Below are 18,609 nucleotides of genomic sequence, written 5' to 3' on the forward strand. Positions count from 1 at the left end.
TATTTGGTAGTTCTGAGTGACGCTAAAGATTAACACTCAGAACAGTGACAATTTATTTAGTCAATAACCACTCTACGAACTGTCGTTTGATTAATTCTTAAAATATAAAGCCCTTTTGGTAAGCTATTTACCTCAAGTTCATTAGATTTTAAAGACTGAATCAATTTCCCTTGCAAAGTGTACAATTCTAGCTGTGGAACCTCAAGTAGTCCTTTGATTTTGATCACTTGAGATGCTGGATTAGGATACACTGTGATTTCATTTAATTCCTCTTCTAAATCTATTCTTCTAGCATTACTACTTCCTCCTAAATCATCATTTAAAGATGGACTACCCAATAACCAAAAATCTGAATTCGTTTCTTGTAACCATAAATTCTTGATAATTGGATTCTCTTGTAGTCGAGTATCACCCCAATACCCTTCATTATAAGGTTCTGCCCATTTTGCTTGTTCGTTCCAATTGGCATTGATGTAGGTGACTCCTCTAATTACGTCTTCATTATCATGAATATAGTTTAGGAAAGGTGTAAACCATCTATCCCATGCTTCTTGTCCCTCTAAATTATCAAACCATGTTCCAGGAGTAAATTGTGATTCAGCTGAAGTAAGTCCCTCTGTAAATAATGTTTTTGCTCCCTCGTATGCATAACCTGTCGATGCTCTAGACACTTTTGATGGAGTAGTATCATATTCTGAAATTTCTAGATCATATCCTTGTGGTGCAGCTTCACAAATCATCACAGGTTTGTTGTGAGATCTGGCAAAAGCTAACATTTCATCGGCTAAATCATCTTGATTAGGAAGATTAGGAACGTCGCTAAAACCAAAATAATTATCGGCTTCAGAAGGTGAGATAAACCAAGATATACCACACCAATCTACGTAATCATCACCTGGGTACCATCCAGAGATGTCTTCCCTTGCAGCAGCTAAATTTCCATCATAACCAAAATATCCATCCAAAACATCGTCTACTGGCGAGGTTGACGCTTGCCAAACATAAGCAACATTATTTACCCCTCTAGCATCCATACCATCGACAATATGTTGCCAAGCAGCAATGTATTCGCTTTGTTTATGATATCCACATGGATACGTTCCTCCAGCATTTTCTTGGGAGTTCCAACGTCCATCAAACTCGTATCCAATTCTAAGGTAGATTTTCTTTTCTGGGAAACTGTTACAGAATAAAGCCAATTTATCGATATTCGCTTCGTATTGTCCGTTTGCGATGCCCAATAAACCACCCTGATTCCAGTTTTCTGTAATCGACATGGCTAAAACTAAAGCCGATTGATCCCAACCTAATGCTGTACTTGATGCATTTAATGGCCCTGATCCCCAATCAGTATCCACACCTGTAAAGTTACCAGCATTATCCATTCCAGTGGCTCCATAATTAATTCCATAATTGTCAATAGTTAACATGTAAAAAGCAATGTAGGCTACAGCTGCTGCTGGTTCTGGCATATTGCCATTTCTATACCCAGACATTGCCGCTAAATCTTGTCCAATGGCCAATAATGTTTTTTCATTTTGAGGTGTGAATTTGCCTTCAATTTTTGTCGTTCCAACAGGTGGTTCCACTACTGTTTCATCTTGAGTAGTCCCTATTACCTCAGTACCTAAATCGCTTACCCCATCGTTATTTACTGCTCTAACAGCGACATAATAAGAAGTATTTGAAGTAAGATTAGTGATTGTTGATGAGTTCGTACTCACTGAAATACTATCCGAATACACTCCAGACTGATTACCATATAAAACAGTATAAGAAGTGGCCTCTGTTACTTCCGACCAACTAATTGATAAACTTGTTGTTGTGGATGAACTCACTAAAATATTTTGAGGAATTGAAGGAGGGTTTGCGGTTACAGGAGGTTCAACTGGAGGATTTTCACCACCGCATCCAGTAGTTAGAATTTGATATAAATTAGGATCAGCATGTTGATACTTTCCATTGTTCATTTCGTTATTCCATTGGGTAGCAATGTATGCATTTCTTTGCACCCTTGTATCTCCCCAATATCCGTTACCAGCATCCGGCCATTTCCATTGTTCCTGAGATTGCCAATCGGCATTGATATAAGAAATTGCTCTTACTACATCTGCATTTCCTTCTACAAAAGGAAGTAACTGATCTGCAAAATACTGATTCCACATCTGCTCTCCAGTCATTGGTGTTTTGTTCCCTGGATTGTCGTAAGTGGTAAATGTATTTTCATCAAAATCATAATATTGAGCAGAAACTTCTGCCATCATCACTGGCTTGTTTTTAGTACGTGCAATATCTAATAACGTCTGTAAGTTTGGTCCATTAAATCCTTCATCATAAAAGAAGAAAGATAAACCAACATAATCTACATAGGCATCACCAGGGTACCATGCTTCAATTGGATTACCATTATAGGTAAATCCGTAAGCAGCCGATTGCCACACATAAGCTACATTTTCTACACCTGCAGCATTTAATCGATCTACCAAATATTTATAGGCATTAATGTATTTTTGTGGATCGTAATGGTTCCATTGACCATCAAATTCATACCCTACTCTTAAGAATATTGGGGTGTTGCTATTTCTATTCGCGAAGTTGGCAAATTTATCAATAGATGCATCGTATAAACCATTTACTACATCCGTTAAGCCATTAGGATGATCCTCTCCTACACCATCATTATCTTCTACCATATATAATCCAATAGCAACGGCTGCACCAGGGTATTTATCAATACCACATTGGATACACATATCTCCACTACCGTAGTTGTTTACCGATTCCAAGCCAGCAAAATCATATATATTAGTATAGTTAGTAAAGCCTCCAATAGAAGGGAAAAGACCACTTGATGTGTACTCATCTACTGAGTTGTTATCCTGACCAAGGAACATCAAAATTTTACCATTTTTAGGCGTGAATTTTCCGCTTACTTTTCCTTGCTCATCAATTGTTCCACTACAACTTGATCTGATTTTAGTAATTGGATTGGACGATTTAGAGGCATCCTCATTGCTTACCGTTAAAATATACTGATAGGTGATGTCTTCTAATGGATTGGATTCTTCATAGTTATTACCCGTCACCTCAAAAGAAGTATTCGATAATTCTGTTCCATTATCTTTAGTAATTACATTCAAAGTATATACATCGGCATTCACCACAGTATTCCATTGTAAGGTCCATGCATTTTGTGTCGTATTTGATGTAAAATTGATAGTACCCAATTCGTTTGTTGGTGGTGGCAATTGATCATCCAAAGTGGTTACCGAAACAACATTACTTTGATCAGAAATTAAACTTCCATTTTCTGCCACAACATAATATTGATACGTTTGATTTGGCTGTAAAGAGTTATCAGAATAAGTAGTGACATTTGCACCTAAAGTAGCAGTTGGAGTATTATCTCTATAGATCACAAATTGTTGTTCATCAGCACTATTATCTACCCAATTCAGAATAACCGAATTGGTTGTAATTTCTGATGCATTTAAACTACTCGGAGCATTTGGAGCCGTTTCTTCTGGAGGTGGTGTTTCTGTACAACCACCGGATTGTGCTTGAGTAGCATCTTCCCAACATCTTCCACATGCCTCATAAGGATGTGAAGGCGGACAGTTTTGTGCAAATAATACATTGCTGGAAATCATCATCAAAGTGATGATAAATGATAGTTTTCGTTTCATACTTTATTTAGTTTAACCTATTCACAACTGGTGAATTCTTATTTATTACTTGAGGCAATACTAGAGTATGAAACTGGGAAAAAAGAATTCTTGGGTACTTCAAAAACTTTCTAGAAATCTTGATAAACCACGAGTTAATGAAGTATTTTAGAAGATTATTCTTAGAAATATGCACGGAAATAAAGATTATTTTTCCATGGATAATCTATTTTTGAGACTCAAAAATTTTGGATTTTATAATTGTTAGACGTACATCAAAAGTAGTCGTTTGATGTAGTCATTTGTTTAAAAAATTCATCTGACGTAGTCAAATTACTCCAAAACAAACTCAACTGTTAAGGAATCTATGGTATCAGATAATGCTTGATATACTTCCTCTTTTAGTGCCCTGAATCGATCTACTTTTATTGTTCCTGCTTCTACATTTACATAGACTAATACTAAGAAACTACTTCCCATTTTAGAAATAAATATTTCTGTATTATCAAATTCTTTGCTAACTAAAGAGGTTACTTTTTCTTCAATTTCGTTTCTTAATTCTTTGTCCTGAAGCACTCCTCCACCCAATTCAACAAAAGCATCTTTTATGATATCAAAAGGAGATTTGATCATCATTAAACACATGGCTAAAACGACTATGGAATCTCCTGTATATCTTAAAAATCCGAAGAATGAGTTTTCGTTGATAAAAGAAAATGACACCAAGGCTACACCCGAGAATAAAGAAAGAAATCCGTCCAATTTTAAAGAGGCCACTTCCACTCTCAAAATATCACTTTGATTATTCATCGATTTATTCTTAGCATTAGCATAATAAGCCATTCCAAAACAGAGAATTACCATGGCAATAATATAATATACTATTGGACCAGTTTTTACTAACGGAATTTCCTCTCCTTGGAAATAATTGATGATTTTTAGAGAATTCTGAAAGGAAGCACTCAAAATAACACCCAATATCAAAAAGCCTTTAAATAATACGAAAAAGGCCTCGTAAGAGTATTTACCAAATGGAAATGTCGCCGTTTTTTGATGCTTCGCTCTAGAAATAAATTCAGCTGCAATCGTTACTAAAACCGCGATAAAAGAAAAGTTACCGTCCAAAAGCATGGCTTCTGAACCTGTAATATCAAAAGTAATCCATCCTCCAATAGCCATCAAAAGGTTGATGAAGGCACCGATTCTTAATGTTGTTATTTCTATTTTCTGAAAATGATTCATAGTCTCTAATTAGTATTCAATATCAAAAGGGAAATCTCTGTATTGAACCCCTAACCTTCGATAACTTTTTCAGATTGTTCTTCTTCTATGGCTCCTGATTTCTTTGTGTAACGATTAAATAATATCAACAGTATTAATGAAGCGGCTACACCTATCCCTAATGATAAATTATAATCCAATCCGAATCCTTCAGGACTAACAAAAATAAAAGTAACGACTACTACAGTCATAAACATTGCAGGTACGAGCACCAATAAAACACTCTTGGCTTGTTGGTGCAGATAAACAACGATGGTCCATAAAACAATAGTTGCCAAAACTTGATTGGACCAACCAAAGTACCTCCAAATAATTTGAAAATTAATTTGTGTAAGTAATAAAGCGACGATGAAAATTGGAATAGTGACTATAATCCTACTTTTGATTGTATCTTGTTTATAGTTAAAGGCATCGGCCACCATAATTCTCACACTTCTGAAAGCCGTATCTCCTGAAGTGATTGGGGCTGCAACTACACCAAAAATGGCTAAGACACCACCTACTCTTCCCAACATTGTGTTACAAATGATATTCACTACCCATGCGGCATTATGTCCTTCTTCAGCCATAGTTTCACCTAACTGACTCACCCCTCCAAAAAAGGCCATGGCTGCTGCAGCCCATATCAATGCTACAATTCCTTCTGTAATCATTGCTCCAAAGAAGATCACTTTTCCTTCTTTCTCATTCGACATACATCTAGCCATTAAAGGTGATTGAGTGGAATGGAAACCAGAAATTGCTCCGCAAGCAATGGTGATAAATAACATTGGGAAAACCGGAAATTTTTCAGGTGATGTGTGCATATTAGTGAAACTACCCGTCGTTAATTCAGGGATTTCATACGTTCCCATCAATAAATTGATGAGTAACCCCACTGCCATAATTATTAATGATATTCCGAAAACAGGATATATTTTCCCTATCAGTTTATCGATAGGGATCATGGTTGCTAATATGTAATACAAAAATATAACAGCTAAAAGAATGGGTATTTCTATATCTACTAATCCATTTAAGATAGTTGCTGGACCTTTCACAAAAACAACTCCTACAAGAATAAGCAAGACGACAGAAAAGATTCTCATGAATTGTTTCATTCCTAAACCGAGGTATTTGCCTACAATTTCTGGAATACTCGCTCCATCATGACGGATGGATAGCATCCCTGAAAAATAATCGTGTACTGCTCCAGCGAATATACAGCCGAAAACAATCCATAAAAAAGCGACTGGTCCCCAAAGTGCACCAGATATTGCTCCAAAGATAGGTCCTAAACCCGCTATATTTAAAAATTGGATCAAGAAGATTTTCCATCTTTTTAATGGAACATAATCTACACCGTCTTGTTTTGTAATGGCTGGAGTTGGTCTGTTTTCGTCTGCTCCAAAATGTTTTTCAACAAAGTTTCCGTAAATAAAATAAGCACCCACTAAAAGTGCTATGCAAGTTAAAAAAGTGATCATGTGATGTTGTAATTGTCAATAGCTGGGTGAAGATAATTATAAAAGAGTAGCATTAATAGTGTCTCATAAATTATTTACGCTCAGATACATTTCAAGTCTCAAAATGACTTAAAATGTATTTCCCAACGTCTTGAATTCCTATCTAATTCGAATAGGTATGTACACTATTCAACCCTGAACTCATATAATTTAAACCAAACCAACAGATGAGTAATAAAATAAATGAACCACTTAAAACAAGGGTATGAAATGTCTTCTGTTTAGGTAAATAATGTCTTATGTGGATATAACCCAAATAAGCTAACCAAGTGATTAAAGCCCATGTTTCTTTAGGATCCCATGTCCAATAATGTCCCCAAGCTTCTTTTGCCCATAAACCACCAAATATTAAACCTAGGGATAAAAACCCGAAACCTATATATACATAATTATCGGCCATATATAGCACATTAATTTCCTTGTGTTGGACATACTTTTGGAAGATTCCTTTAAGCCCAATTAATGCTGATCCACCTAATAGTGCATAAGAAAATATATAGACAATAACATGAGGTACAAACCATGGACTTTGCAATGCAGGCATTAAGGCTTTCTGGTAATTTTCGGGATGCATTACATTGATCATCAAGAAGACGATTCCCATTATTAAACTATAAATAATAATCCAAGCGTACCGCCATCTGTAATAAGCAATTAATCCAATGATTGGCATAAACAAACTGTACCATAACCTTGTCTCACCTAAAGTACGAAGTGGTGGCCTATCTAATTCCATCCATAAGCTGATAATGAAATAAGCCATTCCTAATACTCCAATTATAGTAATCGATGAAGCATATTTCTTATACCCCTTTGTAAGATAAAGTCCGCTACTTAGAGTCCATAAAAGAACACAAATTATACTGATATATATAAACTGATCCCACATATGTTTATTGCTTAATTATTTTTTGATCCTTTCCCTTCCATATCAAATAAAATGCACCTAAGATCATTAAAAATAGGCCGAAGTAGACAATGGGTAACCAAGGGTCTTTTACTATCTCAACAATTGAATAATTGGACCATTTCCCTAATTTATCATTGTAGCTAAATTGGTAAACTTCCCACCCTTTTATAGATAAAGGATGATTGACATCCACTTCCATAATTTCTGGATCTCCATTATCGGTATACACCTTTAACTCTGAGGCAAATCTTTTTGGTTCAGGAGGTAATAACGCCAAAGCATATTGATTATTTAAGTCTAATGTCTGAACATTTTGATATTTATTTTTTGCACCTATCCAACCTTCTTTAATCGCTCCATCAATGATCACTTTTACATAAGATGCTGTAGTAGAACCTATCTCATTAGAAGTTAAATACACATTATCTTCACCTTTAAAAGCTTCAGGTAGATATTGAGTTACTTGAATATTAAAGTTTAAAATCTTTTGATGATTACCTGTTTTTGCTTCAAAAAAATTATCAGCTGATGGAATGAATTCACCTTTCTGCTTATCAAATAATGCGATATTCGATGGAAACACCTCCATTTTGAATTTCTGTAATTCAAATGCAAATGGTAATTCTATGGTTTCATCATTTTGATTTTGAGCCGTAAAGACCACTTCACTGTAAGGTAAATACATTTTTAGTCGTTGCAAATCAGACGATCCTAAACCTCCAGCTAATAATGCCAACCAAAGTCCAAAATGATTCATCAGAAAACCAATATTCGATTTCTTAAATGGTATAGTTCTCTTTAATGTAACAAAGCCTAAAGCTGTTAAAAAGAAAAACATAACCAATAAAAAAGGAATACTTTGTGTGATTTGATGTAAACCTAGAAAGGTATAAACCTTATTGTTTGAGACCTCTGTTTGTGGAATAAACCCTAACAAAATAGTATAGAACAAAACAAAGAGTATCGATACAATTGATGCCGGAATACTACAAAACCAAACCACTACTTTTGACTTCCTGAATAACAAAAAGGAAATCAATAAAAGATTAAAGTAACCTAATCCAAAATACACATTAAATGGATATTTTATAGCAGTTAATGTGAGCCTTGGAAATAGATTCTGCAAAATTACTCCCAATAAAAGTAAGGCTATGTGAACCACCAAAGCCACTTTATAATTATAAAGCTGCTTCGGTGAAAGATTTAATAAATTTGACATATCAATTTAACTACACCCTCCCTGAATTTTAACTTTCTTCTTCACTCTAATCACAGGTTTCTGTTTCATTTTAAGTGCCAAAACTGGTAATTGTATTCTAGCTTTATCCCTAAATCGTTTATTAAATTGATCCTGCATACTTGGATTATCGGGTAATTCTTGAGGTGTCATTATAGTAATGTAGAAACTATTGGCACTACCCTCAAGTACATATACATTATGATAATTAAGTTTATTCATGATGTAATAAGCACTTTTTGCCTCGTCCATATTATCCGCATAAATTACAGTAATTTTTGATGGATCTTTAAACATTACCTCGTACTTTCTATCTTGAATAGAATCTAAGGCTATGTTAAACGATGTAGGAATATTTTGCTTTGCAAATAATGATTTATCTCTCAGATCGATCACATTAACGGTACTGTCTTTTTCTTGTTGTAAGAGTTTATATGCGAGTTTATCATGAGAATAGTATCTAAAATCTGTGTTCTCCAATACTTTATCAGATTGACTTTGATGTACTAATCTTTCTGATTTATCTGGAGTGAAATTCACCCATAAAGCAATTACCGAAAAGATGACACCGAAGCTTCCGTATGCCAACTTCAGTTTGTTTGATTTTAAGATTTTATCTTCTCTATCATTTACTTTATTTTCGATAAAATAGGTAGCAACAAATGCCATTAAGGCGACTAAAGTGAGAAGAACTGTGAATGTTTCTTTTGTAACACCAAGCACTTCATAAGCGGTTAAACCACCCAGATTATTTGATGAATAAATAGACTCATACAACGGAAAGAATTCTCCAAAAAGATAAATCCCAATGCCACCTCCCAATACAAAGACCATAGCATCAATCCTACCTACTGTTGCACCTACAATACTTGTGCCTGGACAAAACCCGCCAATAATAAAGCCTAATCCCATAATACCTCCACCGATAATGGCAGAGTAAAGAAAAGTAGGATTAATGTATATCAAACTAAGGTCTAACCACCCTAATTTGGCAAAAACCATTACACCTAACATGGCTGTAACACCTGCAGTAAAAAATACTCTAAGTACGGTAAAATCGTAACCGTAAAACAAACCTGCTAATTTTTTTGTCGATGAAAAGCCAGCCTGTTCTAATGCGAACCCAAAACCAAAACCTACCAATAAAGCGACTAATAAGTTAAGGTCTGTATTAATTATTTCTGGAACTAATGGAGCTATCATTATCGTATTATTTTATATCCAAAGTTTTCTAAAAGTATAAGCGAAAAGGTAGGCACCACCAAAAATGAAGAGCATGGTAAGAATACCGCCTGCAGACATTACCGACATACCACTTAAAGCTGCTCCACTGGTACATCCTCTTCCAAACTGAGAACCTATTCCAAACAAGGCTCCACCAACAAGCGCAGCTATTAATCTTGTTTTATTGGATATTTTTGGTCCTTTTTGAATTTCAAAACGCATTCTTCCTGCAGCAATACCGGAGAAAAGAGCTCCGAGAATGACACCCACGACTTCAAAAACCAACCACGATTTTAATGGTCCTCCATCTTCATGGGCTTTCGCATAATTTGCATAGTAAGGGACTTCTTGATAATGTGTTGGTGCCACATTAGAAACAGTTTCCATCACTACACTTTTAACAGCACCACTTGCTCCCAATCCTCTTCCGGTGAGATATATAGCACCCAATAATACTAATCCGAGTAGAATCCCAGCTAAATAGGGATTCATAAATTTATCTTTTTTCATAACCTATTTGCTTTAAACTTCTACTACTTCTTTTTTCTTTTCTTCTTCTACTTCGATTTCTTCATACCCTGTGATCATAGCTTTGATATTTTCAGTGACGGTATGTCCTGTAGTGGTCATATACACATGTACTATAACAAACTGAACCAAAAAATAAGCGCCTAGAGTGTGCCAAAAAGCGATACTATCTAAACTGAAAAATTCTATGGAATGTAGTTGTCCTCCATACATAAATCGGAACAACATATAAAGTAGCCCTGTGAAAACCATTAAAGGAATAAATATCAATTTTAAACCTAAATAAGTGATGACCTGCAAGGGGTTCATTTTCTTTCTCACTGTTTTTGTCACTGGATGAGGATGACCATGAAAAATACCATAAGTATAGTATTTCACCTGATCTACCAACTTATTTAAAGTGGGAATATATTGTTTCCATTCTCCTGTAGTGAAATGCCAGAAAATTGTAAAAACAATCAACACCATCAATGCAATAGAAGACCAATTATGAACATTGACTGCATTTTCGAATCCAAGAATTTTGTATGATCCATGAATCTCGAAGCCAGTAAACATCAATAAAGAAATCAAGGCCGCTTGTGCCCAATGCCAGAACCTTTCGAATGATTTGTATATATAAACTTGCTTTTTCATGGCATTTATTAATTAATTATTTTAAAGTAAACTCGTATAATTGCATGAGTGACAACTCCTAGAATTGATAAGAGTATAAGCCATTTCCCAGCTTGATCCAACCAATCTGTAGTATCCCTGCCCGGCATATAAAAGCCCGCTAGTTGAAACAATCTACCCTCTGATGCTCTTGTATGACACTCGACACAAGACATACTATTTTCTTTAGGAGATACCATGTGATTGATCGGCCAATACATTTCTGTTTTGGCAAAATCCACTTTCCCACTAAACGGCAATCCTAGCTTTTTCTGACCAATTCTTGAGGCTTCTACCCAATCAAAATCTGTCCAATACGCGCCTGAACCTTTTTCTGGATTAAAGGTATATGGTTGTATTAAAATCTTATTTTCTGGATCATAAGGTTGTACTGCTCGATGGACTTTAACCGGAATAATTTTTCCATCTGCATAACTACCGTGCAATGTATTTATCTGAATAGGTGATAACGTGTCTGCTTTATCACCAAATACGTAATGATCTGCTGTACCATTAAAGAAAATATATTCTGGTTTTACGTTTTTTTCCCAAGTAAATGATCCTTTGATCGATAAGTAATCATGATTCCCCATTTCATCTTCAGTATGATAAGGTTTACCATCTTTCAACTTACCGGCAGTTGACCAATCCCATGTCATCTTTGTTGCATTCTCTTTTGCATAAGTAGGAATATGACAAGTCTGACAAGCAATTTTTTTCGTATGACTATTTAATATGTCATTTTGATGTGCTATTGAAGTATGACAATCTTCACAAGTCGCTCTATTTTTATTCTCTGATGATAAAGAATACAATTTACCTTTAATGTTATGATTCTCTGCAACATGACAATCGGTGCAAGATAAATCGATACCATCCGAAGCCATATGTACATCTACCTCTCTAGAGCAATCCAATTGAGCCACTTCTAGGTCACCATGTTTTACATTATTACCTCCTCCAGAAAAGAAGTGGCAAGTGCCGCAATTTGCTTTTGAGGTATGTCCAACACTCTGAGCCACCAATTTTAAATCAACTTTATCATTAGGTTTGCCCCAACCTCCATTTTTAATATAATCGTCTACACCATTATGGCAAGCTAGGCAATCGACATTCTTTTCCGTCGCAAAAAACACTTCATTCTTTTCGTATCCATATCCAATATGACACTTAGCACAAGCTTGTTCATTACCGGTAGCACCAATACAAAAATTATTGATAATGTTTTTCTTTCCAAGGTAAGTAACTCCTCGACCTTCGATGTATTCTTCTCTTTCCCAATTCCAGTGGTTCGATTCCATGACTTCATGATGTCGTTCCTGATGACAAGAGATACAAGCGGTCGTTACATCCGTTGGATTGATAAAATCTTGTTGAAGAATTTCGAACTTACTGTGATCTACAATTTTCTTTTTTTTCTTGGAAAACTTTTGTTTCAATTCAACTAAGTTGGTGTTTGCTTTTGATGATTCCACATCAGACCAAAATACGTTAAATAATACAATAGCTAGAAAGTTAAAGAAAACAATAATTAGTATATTTTTTTTCATTTAGCTTACTGTTTTTTTGTTTCATTTCTTATTGTAAATTTACGCACTCAAGAAGCCCATTTTGTTGACTTTGATCAATGATTCCTAGATTTTAGTTAATGCTATGTTATTGATTTAGTGACACATGTGACAAATGTTACATTTTTATGGGAGTATACAATTCTAATTCTTTTCCTCCTCCTTTTACCCGTCTAAATCCGTGATATTCGAAGTTTTCCAGTTCCTGTTTTGCTGTATCTAAAAGTTGTTTTGTTACCACAATTTCCGAGTGAAAAAGATCGCAATACTGTTGAATTTTTGAGGTAACATTTATCGCTTCACCATGAAAACAAAGTTCTTTTTTTAACTGACCAATTGTGGTTGTCATCACCTTCCCACTATGCAATGCCATCTTAAATTGAGGAGCTATTCCATATTTATTCAAAAAATAAGGTGCACTCTTTTTGATGGTGTCTAAACATGCATTTGCACCATCTAGATAGGCATTTTTGTGTTTATCATTTACTTTCCAAGTAATCACCACCTCATCTCCTACATATTGGAAAATATCTCCATAATAATCATAGATCACACTAAATTTTTCGAAAACATCTTTAAGGAAATTACTGTATCGTTCTTCCCCTAATTGATTGGCTATTTGAGTTGAATTATTTAAATCAGCAAATAAGAATACTCTTTCTTCAGAGGTGGATGAACTGTATTTATCAAATAGCATTTTCTTAAGATGAAGTGGGCCTATCATTTCGTCTAATTCCAAAAAAGAATATTCGATAATTTTTAATGGAAATAAATAAACGATCAGTATATATTCATTCAATACTAAATGATACATCGTCATGAAAACTGAAAGTAATTTGAGAAGAAAAATTGTGAAAAGGATTTCAATCGTAAAGGAAAATAGTAATTGATAAAATTTTGTTAGTTGAAAATCGTAAAGCTTTAATAAATATCTTCGGGTAAATAAGGCAGCACTATTGATAGTTAAAATAATAAGAATGCTTCTAAAAACTAAACTTAAGTTAATTGCATTAAAACTTGGGTAACTCATTAAAACAAATTCATGCACCAAAGCTACCACCCATAATAAAATACCATACAATAAATGATGATACACCTGTCGGCCTTTAAATAATAACTTATGTGTATTAATGATTTTCATGAATAAGTTTTGTGAGATTTTCGTAATCAATAATCCGTATGGTATTACTTCCCATAGTGATCAATCCATTATTTTTTAATTCTTTTAGTGATCGAATAAATGACTCTCTCACCGTTCCAATAAGATTGGCGAAATCTGCCCTACGAATAGGTAAATCGATATTATATTCCTTTTTGATGAAATCGAAAAGCAACAAAAAGTAGATGATTTTCACTTTAATATTACAATTTGATAATAGATTCATGCGTTCAATCAGAATGATATTTTCTCTATTTATCGCATTCATAATAGATCTTTTAAACTCCCCGTTTAGCGCCATCATCTTTTTTACATTTTCAATAGATAAATGCAAAATGATGCTATCTTCATTTGCAGTAGCAATTTCAGAATGATGTGTTTTACAAAACAATGATCGATAGCCAAAAATATCAGACTTTTTATGAATATTGAAGATATTGGGTTCTCCAATCAAATTCGTATTTGATAAAAAAACAGAACCCGTTTCAATCAAATAAATACCCGAATTAAAGTGATCTTCATTATAGATTTCTTCTCGTTTTTTTATGTGTTTGTATTCTACATTTTCATAAAAAAAAGAGAGTTCGTCTACCGTTAATTCATTAAAAATAGTATCTGATTTAAAGCATAGCTTATCGTAAATATCTTTCATTTTCTTGTTGGTTAGTGTGCAGACAATTGCTTGCCTGCACTAAATTAATCAAACTGATAAAAATAAATAACTTCACTTGCACAATCTATATTCTACAACTTAAAAAGTAGGAGATTTCACCTATTTAAGTCATTATTTTTTAGTGAAATTTTCATCTAATTTTCTTCTTAATTTCTCTTTCGATAAGATGCCACCCATTGATGTGGACTTCATCTTGTCGTTGATAAAAATCAAAGTCGGTAACTCATTGATTTCATATTCAAGAATTAAATCTCTGTATTTATCAATATCTACTTTTACTAAATCGAAATCATATTCTTCTTTATAACTCTTTAAGTAATTAAGAATCTGCTGACTTACCTCACTCCAAGGCGTTTCGAATACAACTATAGAGTTTTTCAAAAGCTGCATGTCTATATTTTCCTTATCTCTAATGATTTGGTAAATATTACTTTTGTTAATTTCTACATCCATTTTCACATTTTAAATTTGGCTTTATAAATTTTAGAATATCCTCCATCAAGCACCATTTAGTTATGGATGATTGTAATAGATTAACTCCCACAAATGCCGTAAACCATAACCAATGTATATTGACATACACAGCTAGGATGATACTAATCAGAATGAAGGTTCCGGCGATAAATCTTATTATTCTTTCTATCATTTTATTTGGCAGTCATACGTTCAACATCTATACAATAAGCGTGGAGAGGAAAATCTACTTTTGAGGTATTCAGTTCATCTATAGATTGAATTAGTATTTCAGCTTGCTTATCAGTTAAAGCAACTACGTCCATTTTGGAATCGGTAAACAGTTTATTCTCTCCGAAGAAACTGCTGTTATTATCAATTCCTGTGTAAATACCTTTTACTTTCGATTCACTAAAAATTGAGGCTCCAATATCACTCAATAAGTTGTAAAGGTCATTTTGCTTACCTTCATCAACTGAAAATATAATTACTAATTTCATGGCATTTTTTGGTTAAAGAAGAGAGGTATTAACCTCCCTTCATTTTTGAACAAACTATTTATTTGGACAACCTATTTTTTCTTTTCTGTCATATAAAATACCAGTGGCACAATCAATAAAGTAAGGGCTGTAGAAGCTATTGTTCCGCCCATTAAAGATATAGCCAAACCTTGGAAAATTGGATCGAATAAGATCACAAAGGCGCCTATCACGACAGTTCCTGCTGTTAATAAAATCGGCATTGTTCTTACTGCACCTGCTTCAATAACGGCTTCTTTTAATGGAGCTCCTTCTTCCAATTTTATATTGATAAAATCAATGAGCAAGACGGAGTTTCTTACCATAATCCCTGCCAAAGCGATGGCACCAATCATAGAAGTAGCAGTAAAAAACGCCCCCATCATCCAGTGGCCTACTAAAATCCCTACCATGGCTAACGGGATCGCTACCATCATTACTAAAGGTGTTTTGAAATCTTGGAACCAACCTACGATTAACATGTATATCACTACTAATACGACTGCGAAAGCTGCTCCTAAATCTCTAAATACCTCGAAAGTAATTTGCCATTCTCCATCCCATTTTAAAACATAATCATTTTCTAAAAACGGTACGGAAGTAAAACTTTGTAGTAGATTATTTCCATTAGGGGTAACGATATCGTTTAACGATTGATCAATGCCCATCATGGCATATACAGGAGATTCCATTTTACCGGCAACATCGGCCACTACATAAGTGACTCTCTTTTGGTTTTTTCTGTAAATGCTCTTCGGTTTTATTGTTTCATGTATCGTGACGATATCACCTACTTCAACCATTTGTCCCATAGCCGATTTTAATGAAAGCTTTTTCAGATCTTCTATGGATGTTCTGTTGTTTTCTTTTAACTGAACTTTTATACCAACTTCCTTATAATCATTTGGTGCATCTAAAGTTGATACATCATACCCTTTTAAAGCCGTATTCAATGCATAAACAACTTGCTGAGTTGGAATTCCTGCCAAAGCCGCTTTTTCTTTATCGACTTCAAAAGTGTATTCTTTTTCATCACTTTCTAAGTAAGAATCCACATCGACAATGTCTTTAGATGCATTGAATACTGATTCTACTTTTGAGGCTACCGACTCTTGTCCTTCCATCTCAGGACCATAAATTTCTGCTACTAAAGTAGATAATACCGGAGGCCCCGGAGGAACTTCAACCACCTTGATATTGGCCCCCAACTTTTCAGCTAATTCTTGAAGTTTAGGTCGGAAAGATTTTGCCAAGTCATGACTTTGTAGGCTTCTATCTCCTTTATCAGTTAAGTTAACTTGGATATCCGCCATATTTGTTCCTCTTCTTAAATCATAATGACGTACCAAGCCATTAAATGTATTGGGAGATGATGTCCCTACATACATTTGATAGGCGGTCACCTCATCTTGCTGTCTGATATAAGCCGCCAATTCTTTCGTTACCTGATAAGTTTCTTCTAGCGGTGTACCCTCAGGCATATCCACTACAATTTGAAACTCATTTTTGTTATCAAATGGTAGCATTTTTACTACAACCATGTCAAAATAGAACATCGACATAGAACCTAATAAAAGCACAGTGATGCTGATGATAAACGACCATCTTAAGACTGGTTTTTCCACCAATGGACGCATCATTTTATTGTACCATTTATAGATGAGCGTATTCTCGACTTTAAACTCTACTTCCTCTGTATGTGGATCACCTTTTAATAATCGATAAGCTATAAAAGGTGTGATAACTAAAGCTACAATTAAAGAGAAAAACATAGCAAATGCAGCTCCAATAGGCATTGGACTCATATAAGGTCCCATCATTCCTGATACCGCAATCATCGGTAATACCGAGGCGATTACTGTAAATGTCGCCAATATCGTAGGGTTACCCACTTCGTTAATCGATGCCAAAGCCGCCTTTAAGAATGGTAATTTTCTCATTTTAAAGTGACGGTGCATGTTCTCTGCGATGATAATACTGTCGTCTACTACAATACCTGTCACAAAAACCAATGCAAATAATGTGATACGATTTAATGTATAACCCAACAAATAATAAGAGAACAATGTCAAGGCAAAGGTCACTGGAACTGAAAGGAAGACAACTAATCCTCCTCTCCAACCCATTGATAAAGCGACAACAATGGTCACAGCGATGATCGATCCAATCAGGTGCATCATCAATTCGTTTACCTTATGTGAGGCACTCTCCCCGTAATTTCTTGTCACACTAACGGTAACATCAGAAGGTATTAATGTAGACTTTAAATCTTCCGTTTTCTGAAGCACTAAATCCGCTAATTGCATCGCATCTGCTCCTTTTCTTTTGGCAATAGATAATGTCACAGCCGCTTCATCACCTTTCATTTCTTGATCACTAGAAGTTCCATAACCGAATCGTACATATTGAATAGGATCTTGAGGGCCATCTGATACCGTAGCTACTTGACTTAAGTACACGGGAGCATCACCATTTCTACCGATCACTAAATGTTCTAAATCGTCTACCGTCTTAAAGAAACTACCCGATTTAACCGATAACTTTTGGTTTAAATGATTTACATGACCAGAAGAAAACTGTTGGTTCCCGGATTGAATTTGTTGAGCAATACTTAAAGGATCTACTTTAAATGATTTCATCTTTTCTCTATCAAGATCTACTTTCATTTCTCTGCTTCTTCCTCCAATGACATTGACTTGTGCAATATCACTAATCTTGGAAATTTCATTTGATAATTCCTCCCCCATACGTCTCAACATATAATCATCGTATTTTGGACTGTGCAGTGTTAAAGTAAGTGCGGGAACATCATCAATTGCTCTCACTTTTAAGATGGGTTCCATTACACCAGAAGGCATTTGATCCTTGTATTTATCAATTTCTGCATACAATTTCACAATACTTCTTTCAATGTCTTCACCTACGTGAAACTGCACAATGACCATGGCTTGCTCGTTCATTGAAGTAGAATATACATATTCAACCCCTTTAATATTTGAAGCAATTTTTTCCAATGGTTTGGCTACTCTCGATTCCACTTCTTTCGGTGATGCCCCTGGGTATCCTATAAATATATCGGCAATGGGCACATCAATTTGCGGTTCTTCTTCTCTTGGTGTTAAGTAACTTCCATAGATTCCTAATCCCAAGAAGACGAACATCAATAAGGGTGTCAATTTAGAGTTGATGAACACCTCTGCGATTTTTCCTGCTATTCCTTTTTGCATTTCTATT

General features: G+C 34.8%; 15 protein-coding genes. All 15 read right to left on the minus strand.

Annotation, left to right across the window (positions count from 1 at the left end; all coding sequences use genetic code 11):
• Positions 1 to 56: 56 nt before the first annotated feature.
• Positions 57 to 3,686: a fibronectin type III domain-containing protein gene (locus KMW28_RS26890; RefSeq protein ID WP_169665420.1), complete on the minus strand. Its 3,630-nt coding sequence runs from the start codon at positions 3,684 to 3,686 to the stop codon at positions 57 to 59.
• Between the two features lie 312 nt (positions 3,687 to 3,998).
• Entirely contained in the window at positions 3,999 to 4,907 is a 909-nt protein-coding gene (locus KMW28_RS26895; protein WP_169665421.1) for a cation transporter, read from the minus strand.
• 50 nt (positions 4,908 to 4,957) lie between these two features.
• On the minus strand, positions 4,958 to 6,412 hold the full coding sequence (locus KMW28_RS26900; RefSeq protein ID WP_169665422.1) for a carbon starvation CstA family protein: 1,455 nt from the start codon (positions 6,410 to 6,412) through the stop codon (positions 4,958 to 4,960).
• Between the two features lie 142 nt (positions 6,413 to 6,554).
• The gene (locus KMW28_RS26905; protein WP_169665423.1) at positions 6,555 to 7,340 is read right to left on the minus strand and encodes a cytochrome c biogenesis protein; all 786 of its coding nucleotides are present in this window, start codon (positions 7,338 to 7,340) and stop codon (positions 6,555 to 6,557) included.
• Positions 7,341 to 7,344: 4 nt separating this feature from the next.
• Positions 7,345 to 8,580: a cytochrome c biogenesis protein ResB gene (locus tag KMW28_RS26910; protein ID WP_169665424.1), complete on the minus strand. Its 1,236-nt coding sequence runs from the start codon at positions 8,578 to 8,580 to the stop codon at positions 7,345 to 7,347.
• 6 nt (positions 8,581 to 8,586) lie between these two features.
• On the minus strand, positions 8,587 to 9,801 hold the full coding sequence (locus KMW28_RS26915) for a rhodanese-like domain-containing protein (protein WP_169665425.1): 1,215 nt from the start codon (positions 9,799 to 9,801) through the stop codon (positions 8,587 to 8,589).
• Positions 9,802 to 9,813: 12 nt separating this feature from the next.
• Entirely contained in the window at positions 9,814 to 10,332 is a 519-nt protein-coding gene (locus tag KMW28_RS26920) for a YeeE/YedE thiosulfate transporter family protein (protein ID WP_066215367.1), read from the minus strand.
• A gap of 12 nt (positions 10,333 to 10,344) precedes the next feature.
• A complete protein-coding gene (locus KMW28_RS26925) occupies positions 10,345 to 10,986 on the minus strand; it encodes a cytochrome b/b6 domain-containing protein (protein WP_169665426.1) in 642 nt (213 codons plus the stop codon).
• 8 nt (positions 10,987 to 10,994) lie between these two features.
• Entirely contained in the window at positions 10,995 to 12,554 is a 1,560-nt protein-coding gene (locus tag KMW28_RS26930) for a tetrathionate reductase family octaheme c-type cytochrome (RefSeq protein ID WP_169665427.1), read from the minus strand.
• Between the two features lie 136 nt (positions 12,555 to 12,690).
• A complete protein-coding gene (locus tag KMW28_RS26935; protein ID WP_169665428.1) occupies positions 12,691 to 13,713 on the minus strand; it encodes an adenylate/guanylate cyclase domain-containing protein in 1,023 nt (340 codons plus the stop codon).
• Positions 13,700 to 14,383 carry a Crp/Fnr family transcriptional regulator gene (locus tag KMW28_RS26940; RefSeq protein WP_066215374.1) on the minus strand — a complete coding sequence of 228 codons (684 nt, stop codon included), beginning with the start codon at positions 14,381 to 14,383 and terminating at the stop codon, positions 13,700 to 13,702. Before KMW28_RS26940 ends, KMW28_RS26935 begins: the two co-directional genes overlap by 14 nt.
• A 132-nt stretch (positions 14,384 to 14,515) precedes the next feature.
• The gene (locus KMW28_RS26945) at positions 14,516 to 14,857 is read right to left on the minus strand and encodes a thioredoxin family protein (protein ID WP_169665429.1); all 342 of its coding nucleotides are present in this window, start codon (positions 14,855 to 14,857) and stop codon (positions 14,516 to 14,518) included.
• Complete coding sequence (locus KMW28_RS26950) at positions 14,841 to 15,050, minus strand: YgaP family membrane protein (protein ID WP_169665430.1); 210 nt, start codon at positions 15,048 to 15,050, stop codon at positions 14,841 to 14,843. The genes KMW28_RS26945 and KMW28_RS26950 overlap by 17 nt, the downstream gene beginning before the upstream one ends.
• Position 15,051: 1 nt before the next feature.
• Positions 15,052 to 15,357, minus strand: a complete 306-nt coding sequence (locus KMW28_RS26955; RefSeq protein ID WP_169665431.1) for a hypothetical protein — start codon at positions 15,355 to 15,357, stop codon at positions 15,052 to 15,054.
• Between the two features lie 71 nt (positions 15,358 to 15,428).
• A complete protein-coding gene (locus tag KMW28_RS26960) occupies positions 15,429 to 18,602 on the minus strand; it encodes an efflux RND transporter permease subunit (protein ID WP_169665432.1) in 3,174 nt (1,057 codons plus the stop codon).
• Positions 18,603 to 18,609 lie beyond the last annotated feature (7 nt).

Origin of the sequence: Flammeovirga yaeyamensis (assembly GCF_018736045.1) — a bacterium.
Lineage (GTDB): Bacteria > Bacteroidota > Bacteroidia > Cytophagales > Flammeovirgaceae > Flammeovirga > Flammeovirga yaeyamensis.